Origin of the sequence: Robertmurraya sp. DFI.2.37 (genome assembly GCF_029211245.1) — a bacterium.
Classification (GTDB): Bacteria; Bacillota; Bacilli; order Bacillales; family Cytobacillaceae; genus Robertmurraya; species Robertmurraya methanolica_A.
Genome location: NZ_JARGEJ010000160.1, coordinates 1 through 639 on the forward strand (window position 1 = coordinate 1; position 639 = coordinate 639).

Consider the following 639-nt stretch of genomic DNA (forward strand, 5'->3'; position numbering starts at 1 on the left):
ACCCTCTACTATTTCTGTCTTCTTAATGATCACTTCTTCAAATCCAGGTAAAAATATGTTAGAATTCATCATGCACGTATCCCCACTCTATACTTGTTTCTCGACAATTCAAGTATAAATGAATGGGGGATATCGTGCTCTTTTTTTTGCACAGTAATTGTGTAATAACCCCAACAAATATTATAGAACCTAAATAAAAAACGCAATACTTCGTTCTTATTGAAACGAAATACTGCGTTACATATGTATTGGAGCGGGTGATGGGAATCGAACCCACGACAACAGCTTGGAAGGCTGTGGTTTTACCATTAAACTACACCCGCATTTTTATTGTAATTATACTAAATTCTTTCTTCCCCTGTTCGGGCCTTACATGCCTCCAACTCTTCTCGCCTTTTCTTTGGAGCTCTATCGTCGAAGCAACTCGTTGCTCATTCATGGATGCTTTGCTCGTGGCTGTGGTTTTACCATTAAACTACACCCGCATTTTTATTGTAATTATACTAAATTCCTTCTTCCCCTGTTCGGGCCTTACATGCCTCCAACTCTTCTCGCCTTTTCTTTGGAGCTCTATCGTCGAGGCAACTCGTCGTTCATTCATGGATGCTTTGCTCGTGGCTGTGGTTTTACCATTAAACT

At 40.1% G+C, this 639-nt stretch carries 1 tRNA gene; it reads right to left on the reverse strand.

Features of this window, described 5'->3' with window-relative positions:
• Positions 1-249 precede the first annotated feature (249 nt).
• Positions 250-323: transfer RNA gene (locus PZE06_RS25885), tRNA-Gly, on the reverse strand.
• Positions 324-639 lie beyond the last annotated feature (316 nt).